General features: G+C 64.0%; 21 protein-coding genes. 15 read left to right on the plus strand and 6 right to left on the minus strand.

Annotation, left to right across the window (positions count from 1 at the left end; translation table 11 throughout):
• Positions 1 to 96: 96 nt before the first annotated feature.
• The 4 genes from ntrC to glnA form a co-directional block, all read right to left on the minus strand.
• Positions 97 to 1,536 carry a nitrogen regulation protein NR(I) gene (gene ntrC / locus SJI00_RS15240; RefSeq protein ID WP_322462536.1) on the minus strand — a complete coding sequence of 480 codons (1,440 nt, stop codon included), beginning with the start codon at positions 1,534 to 1,536 and terminating at the stop codon, positions 97 to 99.
• Positions 1,533 to 2,618: a nitrogen regulation protein NR(II) gene (gene glnL / locus SJI00_RS15245; RefSeq protein ID WP_322462537.1), complete on the minus strand. Its 1,086-nt coding sequence runs from the start codon at positions 2,616 to 2,618 to the stop codon at positions 1,533 to 1,535. The genes ntrC and glnL overlap by 4 nt, the downstream gene beginning before the upstream one ends.
• Positions 2,619 to 2,877: 259 nt before the next feature.
• Positions 2,878 to 3,420, minus strand: a complete 543-nt coding sequence (locus tag SJI00_RS15250; protein WP_322462538.1) for a chorismate mutase — start codon at positions 3,418 to 3,420, stop codon at positions 2,878 to 2,880.
• 140 nt (positions 3,421 to 3,560) lie between these two features.
• Positions 3,561 to 4,967 (minus strand): glutamate--ammonia ligase, encoded by a 1,407-nt coding sequence (gene glnA, locus SJI00_RS15255; protein WP_322462539.1) that lies wholly within the window; start codon positions 4,965 to 4,967, stop codon positions 3,561 to 3,563.
• Between the two features lie 382 nt (positions 4,968 to 5,349).
• On the opposite strand from glnA, the gene thiI reads away from it, so the two are divergent.
• The 3 genes from thiI to SJI00_RS15270 all read left to right on the plus strand — a co-directional run bounded on the left by thiI (position 5,350) and on the right by SJI00_RS15270 (position 10,368).
• Entirely contained in the window at positions 5,350 to 6,804 is a 1,455-nt protein-coding gene (thiI, locus tag SJI00_RS15260; protein ID WP_322462540.1) for a tRNA uracil 4-sulfurtransferase ThiI, read from the plus strand.
• A gap of 127 nt (positions 6,805 to 6,931) precedes the next feature.
• The gene (gene typA, locus SJI00_RS15265) at positions 6,932 to 8,752 is read left to right on the plus strand and encodes a translational GTPase TypA (protein ID WP_322462541.1); all 1,821 of its coding nucleotides are present in this window, start codon (positions 6,932 to 6,934) and stop codon (positions 8,750 to 8,752) included.
• A gap of 185 nt (positions 8,753 to 8,937) precedes the next feature.
• Positions 8,938 to 10,368 carry a PhoPQ-activated protein PqaA family protein gene (locus SJI00_RS15270; RefSeq protein ID WP_322462542.1) on the plus strand — a complete coding sequence of 477 codons (1,431 nt, stop codon included), beginning with the start codon at positions 8,938 to 8,940 and terminating at the stop codon, positions 10,366 to 10,368.
• A 100-nt stretch (positions 10,369 to 10,468) separates the two neighbouring features.
• Here SJI00_RS15270 and SJI00_RS15275 read toward each other — a convergent pair whose 3' ends face one another.
• Positions 10,469 to 10,873 carry a YkgJ family cysteine cluster protein gene (locus SJI00_RS15275; RefSeq protein ID WP_322462543.1) on the minus strand — a complete coding sequence of 135 codons (405 nt, stop codon included), beginning with the start codon at positions 10,871 to 10,873 and terminating at the stop codon, positions 10,469 to 10,471.
• A 193-nt stretch (positions 10,874 to 11,066) separates the two neighbouring features.
• Here SJI00_RS15275 and SJI00_RS15280 point away from each other — a divergent pair, with 193 nt between their 5' ends.
• The 5 genes from SJI00_RS15280 to SJI00_RS15300 all read left to right on the plus strand — a co-directional run bounded on the left by SJI00_RS15280 (position 11,067) and on the right by SJI00_RS15300 (position 16,286).
• Positions 11,067 to 13,517 (plus strand): glycogen/starch/alpha-glucan phosphorylase, encoded by a 2,451-nt coding sequence (locus SJI00_RS15280; protein ID WP_322462544.1) that lies wholly within the window; start codon positions 11,067 to 11,069, stop codon positions 13,515 to 13,517.
• A 153-nt stretch (positions 13,518 to 13,670) separates the two neighbouring features.
• A complete protein-coding gene (locus tag SJI00_RS15285; protein WP_322462545.1) occupies positions 13,671 to 14,681 on the plus strand; it encodes a class 1 fructose-bisphosphatase in 1,011 nt (336 codons plus the stop codon).
• A gap of 3 nt (positions 14,682 to 14,684) precedes the next feature.
• Positions 14,685 to 15,281, plus strand: coding sequence for a DUF924 family protein (locus SJI00_RS15290; RefSeq protein ID WP_322462546.1), 597 nt, complete (start codon positions 14,685 to 14,687; stop codon positions 15,279 to 15,281).
• Between the two features lie 181 nt (positions 15,282 to 15,462).
• A complete protein-coding gene (bamE, locus tag SJI00_RS15295; protein ID WP_322462547.1) occupies positions 15,463 to 15,717 on the plus strand; it encodes an outer membrane protein assembly factor BamE domain-containing protein in 255 nt (84 codons plus the stop codon).
• On the plus strand, positions 15,714 to 16,286 hold the full coding sequence (locus SJI00_RS15300; protein WP_322462548.1) for a lipocalin family protein: 573 nt from the start codon (positions 15,714 to 15,716) through the stop codon (positions 16,284 to 16,286). The genes bamE and SJI00_RS15300 overlap by 4 nt, the downstream gene beginning before the upstream one ends.
• 110 nt (positions 16,287 to 16,396) lie before the next feature.
• Here the strand turns inward: SJI00_RS15300 and SJI00_RS15305 are convergent, their stop codons facing one another.
• Positions 16,397 to 17,761, minus strand: coding sequence for a formimidoylglutamate deiminase (locus SJI00_RS15305; protein ID WP_322462549.1), 1,365 nt, complete (start codon positions 17,759 to 17,761; stop codon positions 16,397 to 16,399).
• Positions 17,762 to 17,859: 98 nt separating this feature from the next.
• Here SJI00_RS15305 and hutC point away from each other — a divergent pair, with 98 nt between their 5' ends.
• The 7 genes from hutC to hutG all read left to right on the plus strand — a co-directional run bounded on the left by hutC (position 17,860) and on the right by hutG (position 26,417).
• Positions 17,860 to 18,615: a histidine utilization transcriptional repressor HutC gene (gene hutC / locus SJI00_RS15310; RefSeq protein WP_322462550.1), complete on the plus strand. Its 756-nt coding sequence runs from the start codon at positions 17,860 to 17,862 to the stop codon at positions 18,613 to 18,615.
• The gene (locus SJI00_RS15315; protein ID WP_322462551.1) at positions 18,612 to 19,187 is read left to right on the plus strand and encodes a HutD/Ves family protein; all 576 of its coding nucleotides are present in this window, start codon (positions 18,612 to 18,614) and stop codon (positions 19,185 to 19,187) included. Before hutC ends, SJI00_RS15315 begins: the two co-directional genes overlap by 4 nt.
• Before the next feature lie 348 nt (positions 19,188 to 19,535).
• Positions 19,536 to 21,209 (plus strand): urocanate hydratase, encoded by a 1,674-nt coding sequence (hutU, locus tag SJI00_RS15320; RefSeq protein WP_322462552.1) that lies wholly within the window; start codon positions 19,536 to 19,538, stop codon positions 21,207 to 21,209.
• A gap of 176 nt (positions 21,210 to 21,385) precedes the next feature.
• Entirely contained in the window at positions 21,386 to 22,918 is a 1,533-nt protein-coding gene (gene hutH, locus SJI00_RS15325) for a histidine ammonia-lyase (protein WP_322462553.1), read from the plus strand.
• Positions 22,919 to 22,982: 64 nt separating this feature from the next.
• Positions 22,983 to 24,383 carry an amino acid permease gene (locus SJI00_RS15330; RefSeq protein WP_322462554.1) on the plus strand — a complete coding sequence of 467 codons (1,401 nt, stop codon included), beginning with the start codon at positions 22,983 to 22,985 and terminating at the stop codon, positions 24,381 to 24,383.
• Between the two features lie 14 nt (positions 24,384 to 24,397).
• A complete protein-coding gene (gene hutI / locus SJI00_RS15335; RefSeq protein WP_322462555.1) occupies positions 24,398 to 25,603 on the plus strand; it encodes an imidazolonepropionase in 1,206 nt (401 codons plus the stop codon).
• Between the two features lie 10 nt (positions 25,604 to 25,613).
• Positions 25,614 to 26,417 carry an N-formylglutamate deformylase gene (gene hutG / locus SJI00_RS15340; RefSeq protein WP_322462556.1) on the plus strand — a complete coding sequence of 268 codons (804 nt, stop codon included), beginning with the start codon at positions 25,614 to 25,616 and terminating at the stop codon, positions 26,415 to 26,417.
• Positions 26,418 to 26,505 lie beyond the last annotated feature (88 nt).

Genomic DNA, 26,505 nt, shown 5'->3' on the forward strand with positions numbered 1-26,505 from the left:
GGGTTATTGCGGTTTGTTGCAGGGCTATTGCCGCGATGCGCGGCATCGCCGCAGCCAATGGCGGCTGTGGGTATGGGCAGGACTTACCTTGCGCAGCTAGTGTTGTTCCTCGCCGTCATCCTCGTCACCTCCGGCAACGTTCATCCCCAGTTCCTTGATCTTGCGGGTCAGCGTATTGCGGCCCCAGCCCAGCAGCAGCGCGGCATCACGGCGGCGGCCGGCGGTGTGCTTGAGGGCGGTCTCGATCATGATCCGCTCGAAGCTCGGCACCGCGCTGTCCAGCAGGTTGGTCTGGCCACGGCTCAAGGCCTGGTCCGCCCACTGGCGCAAGGCCTGCTCCCAGTTGGTGACCGGGGTGGCGTCTTGCGTCAGGTTGAGCAGCTCGGGTGGCAAGTCGCCGATCAGCACTTCGCGGCTTGAGGCCATCACGGTGATCCAGCGGCAGGTGTTTTCCATCTGCCGCACGTTGCCCGGCCACGGCAGGTTGCGCATGAACGCTTCGGTCTCGGGCTTGAGCAGCTTGGGCTCCACCGACAGCTCCTGGGCGGCGCGGGCGAGGAAGTGCCGGGCCAGGGCCGGAATGTCTTCGCGGCGATCGGACAGGCGCGGGATATGGATGCGGATCACGTTGAGGCGGTGGAACAGGTCTTCACGGAACTTGCCGGCCTGGACCAGCGATTCGAGGTTCTGGTGAGTGGCGGCGATGATGCGCACATCGACCTTGACCGGCACATGGCCGCCCACGCGGTAGAACTCGCCATCGGCCAGTACGCGCAGCAGTCGAGTCTGGGTATCGGCGGGCATGTCGCCGATTTCATCGAGGAACAAGGTGCCGCCGTCGGCCTGCTCGAAGCGCCCGCGACGCAGGTTGGCCGCGCCGGTGAACGCGCCTTTCTCGTGGCCGAACAGCTCGGATTCCATCAGATCCTTGGGAATCGCCGCCATGTTCAGAGCGATGAACGGTGAGGCAGCGCGCGGGCTGTGGCGGTGCAGGGCATGCGCCACCAGCTCCTTGCCGGTGCCCGACTCACCGTTGATCAGCACGGTGATGTTGGAGTGGCTGAGGCGGCCGATGGCGCGAAACACCTCTTGCATGGCCGGCGCTTCGCCAATGATCTCGGGCGTGCGGGTCATGGGCTGCGCGGCCGCCAGGCCTTGCTGTTCCTGGGCATGCTGGTACGCCCGCTTGACCAGTGCGACCGCTTCGTCGACGTCGAACGGTTTGGGCAGATACTCGAAAGCCCCGCCCTGGTACGACGCCACGGCGCTGTCCAGGTCGGAATGGGCGGTCATGATGATCACCGGCAGGCGCGGGTGCGCCTCGCGGATCTGCGCCAGCAGGTCAAGGCCACTGGTGCCCGGCATGCGGATGTCGGAAATGATCACATCCGGTTGTTGACGGGCCAGCCGGCCCATCACGCCCTCGGCGCTGTCGAAGCTCTGGGTAGCCATGCCTTCCTGTTGCAGGGCTTTTTCCAGGACCCAACGGATGGAGCGATCATCGTCGACGATCCAGACGGTTTCACTTCGGCTCATGAGGCGGTGGCTCCTTGTTCCAGCGGCAGGAAAATCGAAAAGGTGGTGTGGCCTGGATGGCTCTCGCACTCGATCAGCCCCTGGTGCTGGCTGATGATGTTCTGCGTGATGGCCAGGCCCAGCCCGGTGCCGTCCGGGCGCCCGCTGACCATGGGATAGAACAGCGTGTCTTGCAGTTCAGCGGGGATGCCCGGGCCGTTGTCGGTGATCTCGACCCGTGCCACCAGGCGGTGGCGCACATGACCGATGGTGAACTGGCGTACCGCGCGGCTGCGCAGGCTGATACGGCCCAGGCGCAGTTCGTTCTTGTGGGCGATGGCTTGCATGGCGTTGCGCATGATGTTGAGCACCGCCTGGATCATCTGCTCACGGTCGATCAGCAGGTCCGGCAAGCTGGGGTCGTAGTCGCGGACCAAGGTGATGCCGCCTTGGCTTTCGGCCTCGATCAGGCTGCAGACCCGTTCCAGCACTTCGTGAATGTTGGTCATCGACAGCGACGGCAGCTTGTTCGAACCGAGCATGCGGTCGACCAGATTACGCAGGCGGTCAGCTTCTTCGATGATCACGTTGGTGTAGTCGCGCAGGCCGTCTTCGGGCAGCTCGCGGGCCAGCAACTGCGCCGCGCCGCGGATGCCACCCAAGGGGTTCTTGATCTCATGAGCCAGGCCACGCACCAGCATCTTGGTGGTTTCCTGCTTGCTCAGTTGCGCTTCCTCTTTGGTGATGCGCAGCAGGCGGTCGCGCGGGTGGACTTCGAGCAGCAGCAGGGTGGTGCCCTGGTGCAGGATCGGCGTCACGGCATAGTCGACCGTGATGCTCTGGCCGTTGGGCGAGGTCAGCAGGGCTTCGCGCTTGGTGAACGGGTGAGCCTGCTCCACGGCCTGGCGCAACGCGCTCAGGGCCTCGGCAGACTCGGTGAACAACTCGCTGATGAACTGCCCGTGGCTGCGCTGGCCGCTGACCGCCAGGAGCATTTCTGCCGCCGGGTTCATGTATTCCAGGCGCAGGTCGGCATTGAGCAGCAGCGTGGCGGTGGTCAGGTTGTCCAGCAGCAGTCGATGCTGCGCGTCGCTGATGGTCATGGTGGGGGTGACCTCTATTGCCGCGGTGCAGGCGCGCGTGGCGCGGGATGTCCCGGTCAGGGCCAGGGTCGAAGAGCGGTGCGCTCGGCGTGCGGCAAGAAAATGCAAGAAACAAACCAAGGCTCCGAAAAGAAGCGGTTTTTTCGGAAGATGGCCTGAAATCGGGCGATTAATGCTTGGGTCGAATCAGGCCATGCTGGAAAGGGGGCACGGTGCACAGGCCCAAGCGCCTTCAGTGCACCAATATAGAGCAAATATTTCAGGACAAGTCGCAGAGCCGTCCAGCGGCGCGTTGCAGGGCCAGTTCATGCAGGGCATCGCGTGAGCGCTCGGCCACGGCGGTGGCTACCGCCAGGGCGCAGTCCACCGGGCGATGCCGGTCGAAATGCTGCAAGCCGTCGAGCAATTGATGCTGCAAGGCGTCGAGCTGCGGACGCAGGGCTGTCTTGAGGTCCAGGCGCGGGGTGTCGGGTGCTTGGCTCTGGCGTTCCCAGCGGTTGAGCAAGGCGAACTGCACCAGCTTGCCGGCCTCCATCTGGTCGGAGAAGAAGCCGGCCGCACGCAGCGGGTCAAGGGCGTAGTCCGTCGCCGCCTCGCGTACTCTGAGCAGAATCTGCTGTTCGCGGGGGGCATCCTGCACGGGCAGGTTCTGGTCCCATTTGAGCAGGGCAACGCCATCGGCCAGGGCCAGCCGCCGTTCAATGGTGTCGAGCAAGGTATCGAGTGGCGTGGCAACGCTGGTGGGCGAGGCGCAGCCGGACAGGCCGAGGGACAACAGCAGGGTAAGCGATGCAAGGCGCATGGAAGAATTCCTCAGGGAATGGGCGTTTGAGTGTGCCCTGTACCGGTGGCGCGCCTTTGTAGGACCCTTCCGATAACCCTGACAGCTGAAACAACAACGGCCTTCCGAAGAAGGCCGTTGTCGATGACGCGTCTACACAATCAAACGCTGTAGTAGAGGTCGTATTCCAGCGGGTGAACGAAGGTGCGGACTTTGATTTCTTCTTCAGACTTCAGCTCGATGTAGGCATCGATGAAGTCATCGGAGAACACGCCGCCCTTGGTCAGGAACGCACGGCCCTTGTCCAGCTCTTCCAGGGCTTCTTTCAAGCTGCCGCAGACCTGCGGGATTTCCTTGGCCTCTTCAGGCGGCAGGTCGTACAGGTTCTTGTCGGCAGCATCGCCTGGGTGGATCTTGTTCTGGATGCCGTCCAGGCCCGCCATCAGCAGTGCGGCGAAGCACAGGTACGGGTTGGCTGCCGGGTCCGGGAAGCGCGCCTCGATGCGGCGGGCTTTCGGGCTCGACACGTAGGGGATACGGATCGAAGCGGAGCGGTTGCGCGCCGAGTAGGCCAGCATGACCGGAGCTTCGAAGCCAGGTACCAGACGCTTGTACGAGTTGGTGGCCGGGTTGGTGAAGCCGTTCAGGGCCTTGCCGTGCTTGATGATGCCGCCGATGAAGTACAGGGCGGTGTCGGACAGGCCGGCATAGCCTTCACCCGCGAAGGTGTTCTTGCCGTCTTTGGAGATCGACAGGTGCACGTGCATGCCCGAGCCGTTGTCGCCGTACAGCGGTTTTGGCATGAAGGTCGCGGTGCGGCCGTAGGCGTCGGCAACGTTGTGCACGCAGTACTTCAGGGTCTGAACTTCGTCAGCCTTGATCACCAGGGTGTTGAACTTCACACCGATTTCGTTCTGGCCAGCGGTGGCCACTTCGTGGTGGTGCACTTCGATGACCAGGCCCATTTCTTCCATGGCGTTGCACATGGAGGTACGGATTTCGTGGTCGTGGTCGCACGGCGGAACCGGGAAGTAGCCACCCTTGACGGCTGGGCGATGGCCCTTGTTGCCGCCTTCGACGTCCTGATCGGTCATCCACGAGCCTTGCTCGGAGTAGATCTTGAACATCGAGCCGGAGATGTCCGACTTGAACTTGACCTGGTCGAAGATGAAGAACTCAGGCTCTGGGCCGACGAAGACGGTGTCGCCGATGCCGGTGGTCTTGAGGTATTCCTCGGCGCGCTTGGCGATGGCGCGTGGGTCGCGGTCGTAGCCCTGCATGGTGGACGGCTCGATCACGTCGCAGACCAGGATCAGGGTCGGCTCTTCGGTGAACGGGTCCAGTACGGCGGAGGCGTCGTCTGGCAGCAGGATCATGTCGGAGGCTTCAATGCCTTTCCAGCCTTCGATGGACGAGCCGTCGAACATCTTGCCGGCTTCGAAGAAGTCGTCTTCCAGCGCATCGCGAGCCGGCATGGTGACGTGGTGCTGTTTGCCTTTGGTGTCCGTGAAACGCAGATCAATCCACTTGACGTCATGATCTTTGATGAGTTGAACCGACTTCGACATGGTGTCCTCCGGAGGGTCTGGAACGCGGTTGGCCGCGGCCTGGAAAAGGGTGTTGCCGGGCGCGGATAGTCGGCCAAGCGTACCTGCCTCACAAGGGAGCAATTTGCATGCCAGTGCCCGAAAATGGCGAAGCGGGGATAAAAGGCGGCGGTTTGGGGCACATGCCAGTACTGCACGGTGCGGGTGCGCACCTATAAAGCGCACATTGCTGGGGTTTCGCACTGTTTTGGTGCGACCTTGAGCGAAGATCGCCCGATGCCCGCTCCTGCACGGTGCGCGACCCCTCAAAAACCTTTTTGTGCAAAAAATGCTCAAACTCCCGAGCATTTCCGATATAATCCGCGCCCCTCATTTTTCGGTGAGCCCATCGCGCGCTGTGACCATGAAACTGATCGTCAAAGTCTTCCCAGAAATCACCATCAAGAGCCGGCCGGTGCGCAAGCGCTTCATCCGTCAGCTCTGCAAGAACATCCGCGCCGTGCTCAAGGATCTCGATCCTGAGCTCGCGGTTGAGGGTGTCTGGGACAATCTCGAAGTGGTTACCCGCATCGAGGACGAGAAGGTCCAGCGTGAAATGATCGAGCGCCTGAGCTGCACGCCAGGCATCGCGCATTTCCTGCGCATCGAGGAATATCCGCTGGGCGACTTCGACGACATCGTCGCCAAGTGCCGCGAGCATTTCGGCCATCTGTTGCCCGGCAAGCGCTTCTCGGTGCGTTGCAAGCGCGGTGGGCACCACGATTTCAGTTCGATGGACGTCGACCGCTACGTCGGCAGCCAGCTGCGCCAGCAGTGCGGCGCCGCCGGCATCGACTTGAAGAACCCTGAAGTGCGGGTGCGCATCGAAATTCGCAACCAGCGCTTGTACGTCATCTACGACCAGCACCCTGGCATCGGCGGGTACCCGCTGGGCGCCCTGGAGCAGACGCTGGTGCTGATGTCCGGTGGTTTCGACTCCACCGTGGCGGCGTACCAGATGATGCGTCGCGGTTTGGTCACGCATTTCTGCTTCTTCAACCTGGGCGGGCGCGCCCACGAGTTGGGCGTGATGGAAGTCGCGCATTTCCTCTGGAAGAAATACGGCAGCAGCCAGCGCGTGCTGTTCATCAGCGTGCCGTTCGAGGAAGTGGTGGGCGAGATTCTCGGCAAGGTCGACGACCGCTACATGGGCGTGACCTTGAAGCGCATGATGCTGCGTGCCGCCACCCAGGTTGCTGACCGCCTCGAGATCGACGCGCTGGTCACCGGTGAAGCGATTTCCCAGGTGTCCAGCCAGACGCTGCCGAACCTGTCAGTGATCGACCAGGCCACGAGCAAGCTGGTGTTGCGCCCGCTGCTGGCCAGCCACAAGCAAGACATCATCGACACCGCCTACCAGATCGGCACCGCTGAGTTCGCTCGGCACATGCCTGAATACTGCGGCGTGATTTCGGTCAACCCGACCACCTGCGCCAAGCCGGATCGGGTCATTTATGAAGAACAGCAGTTCGACTCGGCCGTGTTGGACCGTGCTCTGGAGCGTGCGCGCTTCATCACGATCGACACTGTGATCGACGAGCTGGGCAAGGATATCGAGATCGAAGAGGTGGCCCAGGTGCTGCCCGGTCAGATTGTCATCGACATCCGCCATCCTGATGCCCAGGAAGACCAGCCGTTGCAGATCGACGGCATCGACGTCCAGGCCCTGCCGTTCTATGCCATCAACAGTCGCTTCAAGCAGCTCGATGACTCGCGTCAGTACCTGCTTTATTGCGACAAGGGTGTGATGAGCCGTTTGCACGCACACCACCTGCTCAGTGAGGGACATGCCAATGTGCGTGTTTATCGTCCGGCATAAGACCCCAGGGCTGTATGGCGGCAGCATCCGCCATCGCCCTCCCGACCATCGGGTCCACTGAGCCTCATCGCTTCCTATTTGGCCGCTCTGAAAGGCGGCAACCGAATCCTCTGCTCGAGATGCACTTGTGATCGAAAATCTGCGTAACATCGCCATCATTGCCCACGTCGACCATGGTAAGACCACCCTGGTAGACAAACTCCTGCGTCAGTCCGGCACCCTTGAGCGCGGCGAGCTCAACGATGAGCGCGTCATGGACTCCAACGACCAGGAAAAAGAGCGCGGCATCACCATCCTGGCGAAAAACACCGCCATCAACTGGAATGGCTACCACATCAACATCGTCGACACCCCCGGCCACGCCGACTTCGGTGGCGAGGTTGAGCGTGTGATGTCGATGGTCGACTCCGTGCTGCTGCTGGTCGATGCCCAAGACGGCCCTATGCCGCAAACCCGCTTCGTGACCAAAAAGGCCTTCGAAGCCGGTCTGAAGCCGATCGTCGTGATCAACAAGGTCGACCGTCCGGGCGCGCGGCCTGACTGGGTTCTGGACCAGATCTTCGACCTGTTCGACAACCTCGGTGCCACCGACGAACAGCTGGACTTCCAAGTCGTCTACGCCTCGGCCCTGAACGGTATTGCCGGTCTGGACCACACCGACATGGCTGAAGACATGACCCCGCTGTACCAAGCGGTCGTCGATCACGTGCCTGCGCCAGCGGTCGACCGTGACGGTGCGTTCCAGATGCAAATCTCCGCACTGGACTACAACAGCTTCCTCGGCGTCATCGGCGTCGGCCGTATCGCCCGTGGTCGCATCAAGCCGAACACCCCGGTAGTCGCCATCGATGCCGCCGGCAAGCGTCGCAACGGCCGTATCCTCAAGCTGATGGGTCACCACGGTCTGCACCGTGTGGACGTCGAAGAAGCCCAGGCCGGCGACATCGTCTGCATCAGCGGTTTCGACGAGCTGTTCATCTCCGACACTCTGTGCGATCCGACCGCTGTCGAAGCGATGAAGCCGCTGACCGTCGACGAGCCGACCGTTTCCATGACCTTCCAGGTCAACGATTCGCCGTTCTGCGGTAAAGAAGGCAAGTTCGTCACCAGCCGTAACATCAAGGATCGTCTGGACAAGGAACTGCTCTACAACGTTGCCCTGCGCGTTGAAGAAACCGACTCCCCAGACAAGTTCAAGGTCTCGGGCCGTGGCGAGCTGCACCTCTCGGTACTGATCGAAACCATGCGTCGCGAAGGCTTCGAGCTGGCCCTGGGCCGTCCTGAAGTGATCATCCGTGAAGTGGATGGCGTGAAGCAGGAACCGTTCGAAAACGTCACCATCGACATCCCTGAAGAGTCTCAGGGCAAGGTCATGGAAGAGATGGGTCTGCGTAAAGGCGACCTGACCAACATGGTTCCGGATGGCAAGGGCCGTGTGCGCCTGGAGTACAACATTCCGGCACGTGGTCTGATCGGTTTCCGTAACCAGTTCCTGACCCTGACCAACGGTGCGGGCATCCTGACCTCGATCTTCGATCGCTACGACACCGTGAAGTCCGGCCACATGTCCGGCCGTCAGAACGGCGTACTGGTTTCGGTCGAAACCGGCAAGGCGCTGACCTACTCGCTGGAAACCCTGCAAGCGCGCGGCAAGCTGTTCGTCGAGCACGGCCAGGAAATCTACGGCGGCCAGATCATCGGTCAGAACAGCCGCGACAACGACCTGGGTGTCAACCCTACCAAGGGCAAGAAACTCGACAACATGCGTGCTTCGGGTAAAGACGAAGTCATCGCCCTGGTTCCGCCGGTTCGCTTCACGCTGGAGCAGGCGCTGGAGTACATCCAGGAAGACGAGCTGTGCGAAGTCACGCCAAAGTCGATCCGTCTTCGCAAGAAGATCCTCGACGAAAGCGAGCGTACCCGCGCTGCCAAGAAAGCCAAGAACTGAGTTAGCTCAGGCTGAATGAAAACGCCCCCGGTCGAAAGGCCGGGGGCGTTTTTGTTTGTTGGATGTACAGCTTTATAGGTTTTTTCCTAAATGGCTGTAAGGTTTCGCTTTGCTAGCCGGCTACTAGCTTGTGGGCAGGTGCCGAACGCTCCAGGTTGAGGGCTTCACTAAAAGGAAGCCCGCTCATGAATTACCGTTTTGTACTGGCCATGCCCTGCCTGGTGGCCTGTTTCCAAGCCACTGCTGCCCAAGATTGCAGCAGCGTGCGCCCGCAGCAAGTCGTGCAGTGCCACATCGCCAATGTCCGTCAGGCGCCACTGCAATCGGAGTTGCTCGAGCAGAGCGCCGAACCTGGCTACGCGTTCCGTCGTTTCGAGATGACGTCCCAGACCTGGGATCCGCAGCCGGTTGTCGAGCCTCGGCGCTGGGGGCATGGGGTCGAGCTGCATGTGCCCAGTAACGCCGTGCCTGGCAAGGCGCTGCTGGTGGTGAACAACGGCGTACGGTTCGGCGACCCGCAGAGCCCGGACTATTCGCGCGAAGCCTTGCGCGAGGTGGCGCTCAAGGCCCAGATGGCTGTGGTCATGATCAGCGATGTGCCTAATCAGTACGTGACCTTCAGCGATGGCCAAGCACCGATGCGCGAGGATGATGCGGTGGCCCATACCTGGGCCCACTGGATGCGCAACCCCGAGGCAGCTGCCGAGCTGCCTCTGCACGTGCCCATGGCTGCGGCAGCCAGCCGGGCCATGGACCTGGCCGAGGTGGAGTTGAAGAACGCTGGGGTCGCGGTGGACAGCTTCATCATCGCCGGCGCCTCCAAGCGCGGCTGGAGCGCCTGGCTGACCGCCATGGCGGACCCCCGCGTCAGCGCTATCGTGCCCAGCGTGATCGAAGTGGCTGACAGCTCGGCCATGCTCCAGGGCTTGCGCCAGCGCTACGGCGGCCATTGGCCCATTGCCCTGTGGCCTTATCAGAAGGCCGAGGCGCTGCAGCAATTGGGCACTCCGCGCTTTGAGCAACTGATGACCATGATGGACCCGATGCAGTACCTCGACGAGCCCGGGCAGCGCCTGGCCATCCCCAAATACCTGGTGTCAGCCAGTGGCGACGATTTCTTCGCCCCCGACCAGGTGACCGATTTCCAGCAGCGCCTGCCTGGGCAGACCAGTCTGCGCGTGCTGCCGAACTCGGATCACGGCGGGGTTCGCGGCGCGCTGGTGAGCACGCTGGTGCCGGTCCTTCGGCGTCTGCGCGATGGCGCCGCGCTGCCGAGCGTGCAACGGTCGGTCGATCAGCAGGGCGGGCTGAGCACCGTCGAATTCTCTGAGCTGCCAGTGGCGGTCAAGGTGTGGACGGCGAGCAACAGCCGGGACCGCGACTTCCGCTATGCCTGTGGAGTCCGTTACGCGTCCGTGACCCTCACCCCCCAGCAGCGCTTCTCGCTGCCGCATACCGCGCCTGCGAGCGGTTGGCAGGCGCAGTTCATCGAGGCGCGCTTTGCAGATGGGTTCATTGCGACCAGCTCGGTCAGCGTCTTGCCGAACATCTATCCCAGCCATCCGCCTGCGCAGCAGGACGGCGCCTGCAAAAGCTTTCCGTCTGACGCACGCTGAGCCCTGCATCGGCCCCATGCGTCACTGCAGGGGCTTGTCCGTTTGACGGCGGCGCGCTGAGCGCCGCCTGTGCTCTGCCAGGGCGTTTGCCAGCGCAGGCTCAGCGGCCGGTCTGTTTCGGCTTGTACGCGCAATAGCCCGGCCGCGGCCCGATGCGTGGGTGATTGCGGCAGGTATCGGGACGCTTGTCGTAGATGGTGCACAGGCGGCTCTTGCGGTCCAGGTACAGGCAGTCGTCGTTGCTCATGCGCGTCAGGGTGAAGATGCCCGACTTCTGATTGAAGCGCTCGACGATGCCATCTTTCTGCAAGCGTTTGGCGATAGCCTTGGGCGGCTCGCTCTTCTCGAATTCGTCGACCACGCCGATGCGGATCAGGTCGTTGATCTTGACTTCCACCGGCAGCGTGCAGCAGGTGGAGTGGCAGCCGCCGCACATATGGCTGGCGTAGCGTTGCCAGGTTTCCAGGCGGTCGACTTCGGCCGCGGCAATCAGGGTGGTTTTCATCGTAGGGGAGGGTACAGGTAGGCGGATCACGGTCCAGGGCGCGCGATCATACCGGAGTTGCTCAAAATGTGAACAATCTTTTGCTGGAATGGCCGTTGGCCATTTAATCGCGAACCGTAGCCTGCACTTCCGGTCGAAGCGTCTAGTCTCAACCCTCTTCCTCCGCCTCCGTCAATCTTTCCGAGGACGCCGCATGCCCCAGGACACCCACGTACGTGAAGCAGAGGTGGCCGATTTTCGTGCCGCCGTACTGGCCAAGTTGACCTACTCGGTCGGCAAGGATCCCGAACACGCAGGCGAGCACGACTGGTTTGAAGCCGTTGCCCTGGCAGCCCGCGACCACATGGTCGAGCACTGGATGGACCACACCCGGCGTGCCTACCGGCGCAATCAGAAGCGGGTCTATTACCTATCGCTGGAATTTCTCATCGGCCGGCTGTTGTACGACAGCCTGAGCAACCTGGGCCTGCTCGATATCGCCCGCGAGGCCATGGCCGGGCTGGACGTCGACCTGGAGCGCATCCGTCTGCTCGAGCCCGATGCGGCGCTGGGCAACGGCGGCTTGGGCCGTCTGGCCGCCTGCTTCATGGAAAGCATGTCTACCCTCGGCATTGCCGCCCACGGCTACGGCATTCGTTACGAACACGGCCTGTTCCGGCAGGCGTTGGTCGATGGCTGGCAACAGGAGCAGACCGAAAACTGGCTGGATTTCGGCAACCCTTGGGAGTTCGAGCGCCCAGAGGTGATCTACCCGATCAGCTTTGGCGGTGGTGTGGAAACCTTTACCGACAGCAGCGGCGTTCAACGCCAGGTCTGGACGCCCGGCGAAACCGTGCGTGCGGTGGCCTATGACACCCCGGTGGTCGGCTGGCGGGGCTCCAGCGTCAATACCCTGCGCCTGTGGCGTGCCCGTGCGCTGGAAGAGCTGCACCTGGAGCGCTTCAACGCCGGTGACCATCTGGGCGCCGTGGCCGAAGTGGCGCGCGCCGAAAGCATCTCGCGCGTGCTGTACCCGGCCGACAGCACCGAGGCCGGCCAGGAACTGCGTCTGCGCCAGGAGTACTTCTTCGTCTGCGCCTCCTTGCAGGACCTGATGCGCCGCCACCTGAACATGCACGACAGCCTGCTCAACCTGCCGGACTCGGCAGCCATTCAGCTCAACGACACGCACCCATCCATCGCCGTGGCCGAGCTGATGCGCTTGCTGGTCGATCAGCATGAAATCCCCTGGGACAAAGCCTGGGAAATCACCGTGGGCACCTTGGCCTACACCAACCACACGCTGCTGCCCGAGGCGCTGGAAACCTGGCCGGTGGCCCTGATGGAGCGCATGCTGCCGCGGCACATGCAGATCATCTACCTGATCAACGCCCACCACATCGATTCGCTGCGCGCCAAGGGCCAGCACGATTTCGACATGCTGCGCGCCGTGTCGCTGATCGAAGAAGACAACGGCCGCCGTGTGCGCATGGGCAACCTGGCGTTCCTGGGCTCGCACAGCGTCAACGGCGTCTCGGCGCTGCACAGCCAGCTGATGAAGAGCACCGTGTTCGCCGAGCTGCACAAGCTCTACCCAGAGCGGATCAACAACAAGACCAACGGCATCACCTTCCGCCGCTGGCTGTACCAGGCCAACCCCCAGCTCACCGAGATGCTGGTGGACACCCTCGGCCCTGAGCTGCTCGACGACCCGCAAGGGCAACTGCCGCGCCTGGCGCCGTTTGCCGAGCAGGCCGACTTCCGCGAACGCTTCGCCGCCCAGCGCCTGCACAGCAAGAAGGCCCTGGCCAGCATCATTCAAGAGCGTACCGGCGTCACCGTCAGCCCGGACGCGTTGTTCGATGTGCAGGTCAAGCGCATCCATGAGTACAAGCGCCAGTTGCTCAACCTGCTGCACACCGTGGCGCTGTACCAGGCCATTCGCGCCGAGCCGAGCGGCGACTGGGCGCCGCGGGTGAAGATCTTCGCCGGCAAGGCCGCAGCCAGTTATCACCAGGCCAAGCTGATCATCAAGCTGACCAACGACATCGCCCGGGTGGTCAACAACGACCCGACCGTGCGCGGCCTGCTGAAGGTGGTGTTCCTGCCCAACTACAACGTCAGCCTGGCCGAAAGCATCATTCCGGCGGCCGACTTGTCCGAGCAGATTTCCACCGCCGGCTACGAGGCGTCGGGCACCAGCAACATGAAGTTCGGCCTCAACGGCGCGTTGACCATCGGCACGCTCGATGGCGCCAATGTCGAGATGTGCGAGCACGTGGGTGCCGAGAACATGTTCATCTTCGGCCTCACCGCGCAGCAGGTGCAGGCGCGCAAGCGTGACGACGACTACGGCGCCAGCGCCGCGCTGAGTGCCTCGCACCGGCTCAATGACGTATTCCAGGCCATTCGCGGCGGGGTCTTCTCGCCCGATGATCCGTCGCGCTACGCCGGCTTCATGGACGCGCTGGTCAGCTATGACCGCTTCTTGGTCTGCGCCGACTTCGACGCCTACTGGGACGCCCAGCGCCGCGTCGATGCGCTGTGGAACGCCCCGCAGGACTGGTGGCGCATGGCGGTGCACAACACCGCCCACATGGGTTGGTTCTCGTCCGATCGGACCATCGGCGAATACGCCACTGAAATCTGGAATGCCCTGGACTGAGCCAATCCCCTCGCGGCCCCGCGCCGCGAGGGGGGCTGAATTCATTGGGCGAAGTGTCGTCTGATCGACCCGTCAAGTCGCATTGCTCGCTAGCGTGCGTCTCTCCCTGTAAACTGCGGGGGTTTTTCCTCCCCCATCCTGTCGGAGCCATACATGTCTCGCGTTACCCTGAGTCGCTATCTGATTGAGCAGACCCGTAGCAACAACACCCCTGCCGATCTGCGTTTCCTGATCGAAGTGGTGGCGCGTGCGTGCAAGGAAATCAGCCACCATGTGTCCAAGGGCGCCTTGGGCGGTGTGCTGGGCAGCATGGGCACCGAAAACGTGCAGGGCGAAGTGCAGAAGAAGCTGGATGTGATTTCCAACGACATCCTGCTCGAAGCCAACGAGTGGGGCGGCCACCTGGCTGGCATGGCCTCCGAAGAGATGGACAACGCCTACCAGATTCCGGGTCGCTACCCCAAAGGTGCCTACCTGCTGGTCTTCGACCCGCTCGATGGCTCGTCGAACATCGACGTCAACGTGTCGGTCGGCACCATTTTCTCGGTGCTGCGCTGCCCGAACGAATACCTCAGCCAGAACGAAACCCTCAACGAAAACGCCTTCCTCCAGCCGGGCACCGAGCAGGTCGCCGCCGGCTATGCCATCTACGGCCCGCAGACCATGCTGGTGCTGACCCTGGGCAACGGCGTCAAGGGCTTCACCCTGGACCGCGAACTGGGCAGCTTCGTGCTCACCCACGAAGACATCACGGTTCCGGAAAGCACCGCAGAGTTCGCCATCAACATGTCCAACCAGCGTCACTGGGAAGCCCCGGTGCAGCGCTACGTCAGCGAACTGCTCGACGGTGAAACCGGCCCGCTGAAGAAAAACTACAACATGCGCTGGATCGCCTCGATGGTGGCCGACGTGCACCGCATCCTGACCCGTGGCGGCATGTTCATGTACCCGCGCGATTGCCGCGAGCCAGGCAAGGCGGGCAAGCTGCGCCTGATGTACGAAGCCAACCCGATGTCGTTCATCATCGAGCAGGCGGGCGGTGCGGCCACCAACGGCCGTGATCGTATTCTCGACATCAAGCCCGAAAGCCTGCACCAGCGTGTGCCCGTATTCCTCGGCTCGAAGCAAGAGGTCGAGCGCGCTACTGCTTATCACAAGGAGTAAGTCATGCTCGCACCGTGGCAGCCGTTGCTGGAGTGGTGGTTCGGTTGGGGTGTCAACGCCCAGGCTGTGGCCGATGAGAAGAGCACGCTGTGGTTCGGCAAGCACCACGACGAAGAGGCCCGCGCCTTGTTCGGGGCGCTGGTCGAGCAGGCGCTCGAGGGTGGTCTGGATGAGTGGCAGCAGAGCCCGCAGGGCTGGCTTGGCCTGATTCTGTTGCTCGACCAGTTGCCGCGCATGCTCTACCGCGACACCGCCCGCGCCTTCGACGGCGACCGGCGTGCCCAGGTGGTGGCCATGCAGGGCCTGCAGAAGCAGCTGGATTACCAGCTGCTGCCGATCCAGCGCGTGTTCGTGCTGCTGGTGCTGGAACACGCCGAGGTGCTCGACTGGCAGAACCTCAGCGTGGAGCGCTACCAGGCCCTGCTCGACGAGCAGCCTGAGTCGAGCCGGCGTCTGTTCGAGGGTTTCCTCGACTACGCCGAGCAGCATCAGCGGATCATCGAGCGGTTCGGCCGCTTCCCGCACCGCAACCTGCTGCTGGAGCGCCCCAGCACCGACGAGGAAATGGACTTCCTGTTGGAGCCGGGTTCGCGCTTCTAGGCGGTTTACCCGAAAGCCCGGCAGTGTCCGATGACGCTGCCGGGCTTTTGCGCGTCTGGCCCTGGCACTGCGATCAGTGGCACCGCCCGATAGCTCGGTGAATGGGGAACCGGATCGACTTTTTGCCCTCCAAGGACGCTGCAGGTTTCCGTGCCTGTGCCCCATGTCCAGGAGTTTGCCCATGTCGTTTCGTGTTTTCGCCTTGCTGAGCCTCTGCGTCGTCTTGACCGCCTGCAGCAAGATCAACCAGGAAAACTATGCCCGGCTCAAGGCTGGCATGAGCAAGGCCGAAGTGGAGCAGTTGCTGGGCACGCCCACCGAGTGCTCGGGCGCATTGGGCATGACCAGCTGCACCTGGGGCGACGAGAAGAGCTTTATCAGCGTGCAGTACGCCACCGACAAGGTGCTGATGTACTCGGGGCAGGGCCTGAAGTGAGTACGCCTCGCCTGTTGGCGGCCGCCTGCTGCCTGGCCTTGCTCGCCGGTTGCGCCAGCCCGGCCAGCGATCCACTGGCGCCCAAGACCGCTGGCAACGTCAGCCTCAAGCGCTACCAGGGCACCTGGTACGAGCTGGCCCGCCTGCCGCTGGCGCACCAGGACGCCTGCGCGCAGTCCGAAGCCCATTACAACCTCAAGCCCGACGGCAGCTTCGATGTGCTCAACCGCTGCCGCACACTGGGCGATGAGTGGTTGCGCGCCCAAGGGCACGCCAATGTGCAGACGGTCGGCCACACCGACAAGTTGTGGGTGGAGTTCGACAGCGGCCTGACCCGCCTGCTGCCCGGGGTGACCCGCGCCGAGTACTGGATTCTCTACGTGGACCCACGCTACCGCACGGCGATTGTCGGCAGCCCGGACCGCAAGTACCTGTGGATTCTGTCTCGCACGCAGGGCTTGTCGGCCTGGGAGCGTGAAAGCCTGCTGGCCAAGGCGCGCCAGCAGGGCTATGACACCACCCGTCTGATCTGGCGCATGCCGGACCGCGACATCGCCCGGATGCACTGAGCGGCGCAGTCAACGAGACCGCGGGCAGTCGGCGGCAGGCCGAGCGTCTGTGGCGCTGCGTGCAGACACTGCTGATCGCGGGTGCCACGCTTCGAGCCCAGGGGTGGACCCTAGCCCAGCAACTGGCGCAACACGCGGGTGAAGGCCTGCGCGCTCTGGGCCTGGAGCGCATGGTGGCCCTGGCGCACCACCCAGCGGCCGTTGACCATGACGTCGCGCACCTGACGGTCACTGCCGGCGAACAGCCAGCGGTTGAGGATCGCATCGCCCTCGCTGCTGGCGAGGTACGGGTCTTGGCCGTCGAGCACTACCCAGTCGGCCCGTTGGCCGACGGCCAATGCCCCGACCGGTTGGCCAACTGCCTGCGCGCCGCCCTGTAGGGCGTTGTCATACAGATGGCGCCCGATCATCGGCTGATCGACAGCGTGCAGGCGATTGCGCCGCTGGTCACGCAGGCGCTGGCCGTACTCCAGCCAGCGCAGCTCCTCGACCACGCTCAACGATACGTGGCTGTCCGAGCCAATGCCGATGCGCCCGCCCTGGGCCAGGTAGTCCACCGCCGGGAACAGGCCATCGCCCAGATTGGCTTCGGTGCTCAGGCACAGGCCTGCAACCGCCTGGCTGGCGGCCATGGCGCTCACTTCGTGCGCATCGGCGTGGGTGGCATGCACCAGGCACCAGCGTGCGTCGACCTCGACGTGTTCATAGAGCCATCGCAACGGTCGGCGCCCACTCCAGGCCAGACAGTCCTCGACTTCCTTCTGCTGTTCGGCAATGTGGATATGCACCGGGCAGGTGCGATCGGAGGCCGCCAGTACCTCAGTGATTTGCGCAGGTGTCACTGCCCGCAGCGAGTGGAAGCACAGGCCAAGCGTCTGCGCAGGTTGCGCGGCCAGCAGCGGGGCCAGTTGCTGGTGCAGACGCAGGTACTGCTCGGTGCTCTGGATGAAGCGTTTCTGCCCGTCTCCCGGCGGCTGGCCGCCGAAGCCGGAATGGCTGTAGAGCACCGGCAGTAGGGTCAGGCCGATGCCGCTGGCGCTGGCGGCGGCACTGATGCAGCGCGACAGCTCGGCCGGGTCGGCGTATGCGGCGCCGTCGAGGTCATGGTGGACGTAGTGAAACTCGGCCACCGAGGTATAGCCGGCCTTGAGCATCTCGATATACAGCTGTTGGGCGATCACCTGCAGGTGCTCGGGGTGAATGCGCCCGACCATCCGGTACATCAGCTCGCGCCAGGTCCAGAAACTGTCGTTGGGGTTGCCGGCCACCTCGGCCAGCCCGGCCATGGCGCGCTGAAAGGCGTGGGAATGCACATTGGGCATGCCAGGCAGCAACGGCCCGGCGAGCCGCTCGGCAGCCTCGGCCGAGGCATTGGCTTCGATGCGGGTCAGCACACCGTCAGTGTTGACCTCAAGGCGCACATCGCGCGCCCAGCCCTCGGGCAGCAGCGCGCGTTCGGCGAAGTAGGCAGGCATCGGTACAAACCCCTGTCGTGGTTATTTGTATAGACATATACAGACGTTTGATGGCTCGGTAAACTCCGGCAAGCTGTCGTCATTCCCCCCGCACAAGGATGCCCACCGTGGCCACACCCCCTGTTTCCACGCTGGCTGCCCACTTGGGCGATGGGCCAGCGCCGCTGTATGCCCGGGTCAAGCAGATGATCGTCCAGCACATCGACAACGGCAGTTGGCCAGCCCACCACCGCGTGCCGTCCGAGGCCGAGCTGGTCAACCAACTGGGCTTCAGCCGCATGACCATCAACCGCGCCCTGCGCGAACTCACCGCCGATGGCCTGCTGGTGCGCATGCAAGGGGTGGGTACTTTCGTCGCCGAGCCCAAGGGCCGCTCGGCGCTGTTCGAGGTCAACAACATCGCCGACGAAATCGCCGCCCGTGGCCATCAGCACAGCTGCCAGGTGGTGGTGCTGGCCGAAGAGGCCGCAGGCTCCGAGCGCGCCCTGGCCCTGGACATGCGCGAAGGGCAACGGGTGTTTCATTCACTGATCGTGCACTTCGAGAACGGCGTGCCGGTGCAGATCGAAGACCGCTATGTCAACGCGCAAGTCGCCCCGGATTACCTCAAGCAGGATTTCACCCTGCGCACGCCCTATGCGTACCTGTCCCAGGTGGCGCCGCTGACCGAAGGCGAACACGTGGTCGAGGCCATCCTCGCCGAGCCACACGAGTGCGAGCTGTTGAACATCGAGCGCGGCGAGCCATGCCTGTTGATTCGCCGCCGCACCTGGTCGGGTCGCCAGCCGGTCACCGCTGCGCGGCTGATTCATCCAGGCTCCCGGCATCGCCTCGAAGGACGCTTCGGCAAATGAGCCAGGTGCGCTGGCTGCGCGCCCAGGATTACCCGCGTATGCCTTGGAAGAACGGCGGCGGCTTCACCGCAGAGATCGCCCGCGATTGCGAAGGTGGTTTCGAGGGCTTCGGCTGGCGCTTGTCGATTGCCGATATCGAGGCCTCGGGTGGCTTCTCACGCTTTGTCGGGTGCCAGCGGATCATCACCGTGCTTGAAGGCGATGGCATGCAGTTAAAGGTCGATAACCAGGCCAGCAGGCCGTTGCTGGCCCTGGACGCCTTTGCCTTCAGCGGTCAGAGCGAGGTCAGTTGCCAACTGCTGGGTGGGCCGATCCGCGACTTCAACCTGATCTACCAGCCCGACCGGTTCGCTGCACGCCTGCAGTGGTTCGAGGGGCGTACGCACTTGTTCAGCTCGGCCGCCACGGTGCTGGTGTTCGCGGCCGACGAGCAGGTCGAGGTGCAGTGCGAAGGGGCTCACGCGCACGCACTGCAGCGCTATGACTGCCTGCACATCACACCGATCCCGGCGCTTGTACAATTGCAGGTGCAGGGCCGCTGCTGCGTGATCGAGCTGACGCCGAGGCGCTAGGTTCTGTACGAAAAGCCTTGAGACGAAGGCCAGGCAAGGCGAAAACGGCCGAGGAAGCGGAGTGTACTGGAGTACATGAGCATTCCGAGGGCGTTTTCAACGCAGCATGGGCGAGTATCGAGGTTTTTCGTACAGAACCTAGGCACTGCAGGAAAAGCCTGGCGTTCGCCTGCCGCCACGCCGTGCCCGGTGCGTGCGCGCGGCATGCCCCAAGACGGTCGTGCGCCGATGGCGAGCAAAGCAGGCGCACGGTTTATTCGCTTGTCCATGCTTGTACATACAAGTAAGGCTGTGTTTGTATAGCCGTCATCGCCACCCTGCCGCGGACGACCGCAAAGGACCTCTCCCGTGACTGACAACAACAAATACCGTGACGTCGACATCCGTGCCCCGCGTGGCACCACGCTCACTGCCAAGAGCTGGCTGACCGAAGCGCCCCTGCGCATGCTGATGAACAACCTCGACCCGCAGGTCGCCGAGAATCCCAAGGAACTGGTGGTCTACGGCGGCATTGGTCGGGCTGCGCGCAACTGGGCCTGCTACGACAAGATCGTGCAAACCCTGACCCGCCTGGAAGACGACGAAACCTTGCTGGTGCAGTCGGGCAAGCCGGTCGGCGTGTTCAAGACTCACAGCAACGCACCTCGGGTGCTGATCGCCAACTCCAATCTGGTGCCGCACTGGGCCAGCTGGGAGCACTTCAACGAGCTCGACGCCAAGGGCTTGGCCATGTACGGCCAGATGACCGCCGGCAGCTGGATCTACATCGGCAGCCAGGGCATCGTCCAGGGCACCTATGAAACCTTTGTCGAAGCCGGTCGCCAGCACTACGCTGGCAACCTCACGGGCAAGTGGGTGCTTACCGCTGGCCTGGGCGGCATGGGTGGCGCACAGCCGCTGGCCGCTACCCTCGCTGGCGCGTGTTCACTGAACATCGAGTGCCAGCAGAGCCGCATCGATTTCCGCCTGAGCAGCCGCTATGTCGACGAGCAGGCCACGGACCTCGACGACGCGCTGGCCCGCATTGCCCGCTACACCGCCGAAGGCAAGGCCATCTCCATTGCGCTGCTGGGCAACGCCGCTGAAATCCTGCCCGAACTGGTCCAGCGCGGCGTACGCCCGGACATGGTCACCGACCAGACCAGCGCCCATGATCCGCTCAACGGTTACCTGCCCGCCGGTTGGACCTGGGCGCAGTACCGTGACCGCGCGCACACCGACCCGCAGGCGGTGGTCAAGGCCGCCAAGCAGTCCATGGCCGTGCACGTGCAAGCCATGCTCGACTTCCAGCGGCAGGGCATCCCGACCTTCGACTACGGCAACAACATCCGCCAGATGGCCAAGGACGAAGGCATCGCCAATGCCTTCGATTTCCCAGGCTTCGTGCCGGCCTACATTCGCCCGCTGTTCTGCCGCGGCGTCGGCCCGTTCCGTTGGGCGGCGCTGTCAGGGGAGGCTGAGGACATCTACAAGACCGACGCCAAGGTCAAGGAACTGATCGCCGATGACGCCCACCTGCACCATTGGCTCGACATGGCCCGCGAGCGCATCGCCTTCCAGGGCCTGCCGGCGCGCATTTGCTGGGTCGGCCTGGGCCAGCGCGCCAAACTCGGCCTGGCGTTCAACGAGATGGTGCGCAGCGGCGAGCTGTCGGCGCCGATCGTGATAGGTCGCGACCACCTTGACTCAGGCTCGGTGGCCAGCCCCAACCGTGAGACTGAAGCCATGCAGGACGGCTCCGATGCGGTGTCCGACTGGCCCTTGCTCAACGCCTTGCTCAACACCGCCAGCGGCGCCACCTGGGTGTCGCTGCACCATGGCGGTGGCGTCGGCATGGGCTTCTCGCAGCATTCGGGCATGGTCATCGTCTGCGACGGCAGCGACGAAGCGGCTGCACGTATCGCCCGCGTGCTGAGCAACGATCCTGGCACCGGCGTCATGCGCCATGCCGATGCGGGCTACGACATCGCCATCGACTGCGCCCGCGAGCAGGGCCTCGATCTGCCGATGATCACGGGCTGAACCAGCGCGTCTCAGCCCCTGCAGCAAGACCGACTTCAACAACAATAAGAGGGGCCTGCCTCGCCGGTGCCGAACAGCCAAGCGATGCGCACGAGCGGCCAATCCGACGCTTGTGCAGGTCGATCAACCTGGCTGATCTGCCTGGCCTGGCAGCCCCATGCCAATGGAGTAGCGAAGTGACCGAACTAACCCTCACCCCAGGCACCCTGACCCTGGCTCAACTGCGCGCCATCCATGCCGCCCCCGTTCGTGTGCAGCTCGATGCCAGCGCCGAGCAGCCGATCAACGCCAGCGTCGCCTGCGTCGAGCAGATCCTGGCCGAAGACCGCACCGCCTACGGCATCAATACCGGTTTCGGCCTGTTGGCCTCGACGCGCATCGCCCACCACGATCTGGAAAACCTGCAGCGCTCGCTGGTGCTGTCGCATGCTGCTGGCATCGGTGCGCCGTTGGACGACGCCCTGGTACGGCTGATCATGGTGCTCAAGATCAACAGCCTCAGCCGCGGCTTCTCGGGCATCCGCCGCGAGGTGATCGATGCGCTGATCGCGCTGGTCAATGCCCAGGTCTATCCGCACATTCCACTCAAGGGTTCGGTCGGCGCCTCGGGTGACCTGGCGCCGCTGGCACACATGTCGCTGGTGCTGCTCGGTGAAGGCAAGGCGCGCTATCAAGGCCAGTGGCTGCAAGCCCGCGAAGCCTTGGCGGTGGCCGGGCTCGAACCGCTGACCCTCGCCGCCAAGGAAGGCCTGGCGCTGCTCAACGGCACCCAGGCGTCCACCGCCTACGCCCTGCGCGGGCTGTTCCAGGCTGAAGACGTGTTCGCGGCGGCGATCATCTGCGGCGGGCTCACGGTAGAGGCCGTACTGGGTTCGCGTTCGCCGTTCGACGCGCGGGTGCATGCCGTACGCGGCCAGCGCGGGCAGATCGATGCCGCGGCGTGCCTGCGCGATGTGCTGGGCGAGAGCAGCGAGGTATCGCAGTCGCACAAGCACTGCGGCAAGGTCCAGGACCCGTATTCGCTGCGCTGCCAGCCGCAGGTCATGGGCGCCTGCCTGACCCAGTTGCGCCAGGCCGCCGAGGTGCTGGGTATCGAGGCCAACGCCGTTTCGGACAACCCGCTGGTGTTCGCGGCTGAGGGCGATGTGATCTCCGGGGGCAACTTCCACGCCGAGCCCGTGGCCATGGCCGCCGACAACCTCGCCCTGGCGATTGCCGAGATCGGCGCGCTCAGCGAGCGGCGCATCTCGCTGATGATGGACAAGCACATGTCGCAACTGCCGCCGTTCCTGGTGGAAAACGGCGGAGTCAATTCAGGTTTCATGATCGCCCAGGTCACTGCGGCGGCCCTGGCCAGTGAGAACAAGGCGCTGTCGCACCCGCACAGCGTCGACAGCCTGCCCACCTCGGCCAACCAGGAAGACCACGTGTCGATGGCCCCGGCCGCCGGCAAGCGGCTGTGGGAAATGGCCGAGAACACCCGGGGTGTGGTTGCCATCGAGTGGCTCGGCGCCTGCCAGGGCCTGGACCTGCGCGAAGGCCTGAAAACGTCGGCCAAACTTGAACAGGCCCGGCAGATGCTGCGCCGCGAAGTGCCGCACTATGACCGCGACCGATTCTTCGCCCCCGACATCGAAGCGGCCGTCGAACTGCTCGCCGGCGGCGCCCTGACCGGCCTGCTGCCACGTGGCGTGCTGCCCAGCCTTTAACCCCGCCGGGGCTGCACGCCAGCCCCGTTTCGCTTCACGACCAAAAAAACAATAAGGACGTGACATGCAACACGCTAAGGGTCTCACTCGCGGTCTGTCTTCGCGCCACATCCGTTTCATGGCACTGGGCTCGGCCATCGGCACCGGGCTGTTCTACGGCTCGGCCTCGGCCATCCAGATGGCTGGCCCCGCCGTGCTGCTGGCCTACCTGATCGGCGGTGCGGCAGTTTTCATGGTGATGCGGGCGCTGGGCGAGATGGCCGTGCGCAATCCGGTCGCCGGCTCCTTCGGGCAGTACGCCAGCACCTACCTCGGCCCGCTGGCCGGCTTCGTGCTCGGCTGGACCTACGCCTTCGAGATGATCATCGTCTGCATCGCCGACGTAACCGCCTTCGGGATCTACATGGGCTTCTGGTTCCCCGAGGTGCCGCGCTGGATCTGGGTGCTGGGCATCGTGTTCCTGATCGGCGGTCTGAACCTGTGCAACGTCAAGGTCTTCGGCGAGATGGAGTTCTGGCTGTCACTGCTCAAGGTCGGCGCCATCGTGGCGATGATCATCGCCGGGCTGAGCATCATGGCCTTCGGCTTCGGCCAGGTCGGCGCAGGCGGCGTAGGCGTGGACAACCTGTTCGCTCACGGCGGCTTCATGCCCAACGGCGTCAGTGGCCTGATCGCCTCGTTCGCGGTGGTGATGTTCGCGTTCGGCGGCATCGAGATCATCGGCATCACCGCCGGCGAGGCGAAAGACCCGCACCGGGTCATCCCCAAAGCCATCAACGCAGTGCCGCTGCGCATCCTGCTGTTCTACATCCTGACCCTGTTCGTGCTGATGTGCCTGTACCCGTGGCCGCAGATCGGCAGCCAGGGCAGCCCGTTCGTGCAGATCTTCAGCAACCTGGGCATTGGCTCGGCCGCAGCGGTGCTCAACATCGTGGTGATCTCGGCCGCGATTTCGGCGATCAACAGCGACATCTTCGGTGCCGGCCGCATGATGTTCGGCCTGGCCCAGCAAGGCCAGGCGCCACGTGGCTTTGCCAAGTTGTCGCAGCAGGGCGTGCCGTGGCTGACGGTGGTGGTGATGGGTGTGGCGTTGCTGCTGGGTGTGCTGCTCAACTACCTGATTCCGGAAAACGTGTTCTTGCTGATCGCCTCCATTGCCACCTTCGCCACGGTCTGGGTGTGGTTGATGATCCTGATAACCCAGGTCGCGATGCGCCGGCAGATGAGCCGTGAGGAAGTCGCCGAACTGAAATTCCCGGTGCCGTTCTGGCCTTATGGCCCGGCGCTGGCAATTGCCTTCATGGTGTTCGTCTTCGTCGTGCTCGGCTACTTCCCTGATACGCGCACGGCGCTGTGGGTCGGGGTGGTCTGGGTGGCGTTCCTGTTGGCCTCGTACCTGCTCTGGTGCAGGCCGCGGGGCGGCGGCGGCGAGCCGCTGCGCGATCCTTTGGAGCTGCACCGTTGAATGAGGAGCACCCGATGAAAACCCTCTGGCACCACTGCCATGCCGCGACCCTGGTCGATGGTCGCTACGCGATCATCGAAGACGCGGCGATCATCACCCACGCCGGCCTGATCGAATGGATCGGCCCGCGCGCGCAACTGCCCGTTGGGCCCTGTGAACGTCAGGTTGATCTGCAAGGCGCCTGGGTCACCCCCGGGCTGATCGACTGCCACACCCATGCCGTGTTCGGCGGCACCCGCAGCGGCGAGTTCGAGCAGCGCCTGCAAGGGGTCGGCTACGCCGAGATCGCCGCCCAGGGTGGCGGCATCGCCAGCACCGTGCGTGCCACCCGCGCGGCCAGCGAAGAGGCCTTGTACGCCAGTGCGCTGCCCAGGGTGCAAGCGTTGCTGCGCGACGGCGTCACCACGCTGGAGATCAAGTCCGGCTACGGCCTGGACCTTGCCAGCGAACGCAAGATGCTGCGCGTGGCCCGGCGCCTGGGCGAGCAGTTGCCGGTCACGGTGCGCACCACCTGCCTTGCCGCCCACGCCGTGCCGCCGGAATTTGCCGGGCGGTCGGATGACTACATCACCCATGTGTGCGAGGTCATGCTCGCGCCGCTGGTCGAAGAAGGGCTGGTGGATGCGGTCGATGCCTTCTGCGAGCACCTGGCGTTTTCCCCGGCGCAGGTCGAGCGGGTATTGATCAAGGCGCGAGCGCTGGGTGTGCCGGTCAAGCTGCACGCCGAGCAGTTGTCGTCGCTGCACGGTTCGAGCCTGGCCGCGCGCTATCAGGCGCTGTCGGCCGATCACCTGGAGTTCATGACCGAGCAGGACGCCATCGCCATGGCCGCCGCCGGCACGGTCGCGGTGCTGCTGCCGGGGGCTTTCTATTTTTTGCGCGAAACCCAGCGGCCGCCGGTCGATGCCTTGCGCCGGCATGGGGTGAGGATCGCCCTGGCCAGCGACCTCAACCCCGGCACCTCACCGGGGTTGTCGCTGCGCCTGATGATGAACATGGGCTGCACCTTGTTCCGCCTGACCCCGGAAGAAGCGCTGGCCGGGGTCACCTTGAATGCTGCCAAGGCGCTGGGCATGGGCGATAGCCATGGCTCGTTGCAAGCCGGCAAGGTCGCCGATTTCATCGCCTGGCAGATCGAGCGCCCCGCCGATCTGGCTTACTGGCTAGGCGGCGACCTGCCCAAACGCGTGGTGCGCCACGGTCTTGAGACTGCGATCTGAGCGAGATGACATGGACAACGTATTGAGCTTTCATCCAGGCAGCGTGCCGCTGCTGATCAGCATGCCCCACGCTGGCCTGAAGTTGACGCCGGCCGTGCGTGACGGCCTGGTCGAACCCGCGCTGGGCCTGCCGGACACCGACTGGCACATGCCGCAGCTCTATGACTTCGTCCGTGGGCTGGGCGCCAGCGTGCTGGCAGGGCAGTACTCGCGCTTCGTCATCGACCTGAACCGGCCCGAAGACGATGCGCCGTTGTACGCAGGCGCCACCACGGGGCTGTACCCGGCCACGCTGTTCACAGGCGAGCCGCTGTTCAAAGCCGGTCAGGAGCCGTCGGCCGAGGCGCGTAGCACCTACCTGGCGCACATCTGGCGGCCCTATCATCAGGCCCTGCAAGGCGAGCTGGCACGGCTGCGCGCCGAGTTCGGCTATGCGCTGCTGTGGGATGCGCACTCCATCCGCTCGGTCATTCCCCACTTGTTCGACGGCCAGTTACCGGACTTCAACCTCGGCACCTTCAACGGCGCCAGTTGTGACGCCGAACTGGCCGAGCAGCTGCGTAGCCTCTGCGCCGATGCACAGGGTTGTACCCATGCGTTGAACGGGCGCTTCAAGGGCGGGCACATCACCCGTCATTACGGTGATCCGGCCCAGCACATTCATGCGGTGCAACTGGAGCTGTCGCAGCGCACTTACATGGAGGAGGTGGCGCCGTTCACCTACCGTGAGGCGTTGGCGCAGCCGACGCAGGTGGTACTGCGCACGCTGCTGGAAGCCCTGTTGGCGTGGGGCCGGACGCGTTATCCGCGTTGAGCGCTCGGCCCATGGGCGCCAGCGCCGCGCTGTCGAGCCCAGGCAGCCGCAGGGTGTGCGTGCTGCGTGCGCAAACCAGGGGGTAGGG

The sequence above is a fragment of the Pseudomonas gebzensis genome (assembly GCF_034427815.1).
In the GTDB taxonomy this organism is placed as follows: Bacteria; Pseudomonadota; Gammaproteobacteria; order Pseudomonadales; family Pseudomonadaceae; genus Aquipseudomonas.